The 264-nt window shown below is 66.7% G+C and carries 1 protein-coding gene; it reads right to left on the bottom strand.

The genetic code is table 11. From position 1 onward, the window contains the following. Positions 1–171 (bottom strand): ATP-binding cassette domain-containing protein (locus tag ACFSNN_RS12480; protein ID WP_377779174.1); only part of this gene is annotated, 171 nt, incomplete at its 3' end. Positions 172–264: the final 93 nt, after the last annotated feature.

Genomic DNA, 264 nt, shown 5'->3' on the forward strand with positions numbered 1-264 from the left:
GGTGGATTTGCCGCAGCCCGACGGTCCCAGCACGCAGACAAACTCGCCGGGTTCGACGCTGAATTCCAGTTGATCGAGCGCGGTGAAACGCTGCTCGCGCAAGCCCACTTCCACGCTTAGCGCCCGCACGTCGATGCGGCCCGCCGGCTTCGCTTGCGCTTGTGTACTCATCGGCGTACTCATCGCTGCGACGCCTCCATCCGGTACCACGGGATCAGCGCAAGGCCGGCGCGCCGCACCAGCAGGCTGCTGCCCATGCCCAAC

The sequence above is a fragment of the Paraburkholderia dipogonis genome, from assembly GCF_042680985.1.
GTDB lineage: Bacteria > Pseudomonadota > Gammaproteobacteria > Burkholderiales > Burkholderiaceae > Paraburkholderia > Paraburkholderia phytofirmans.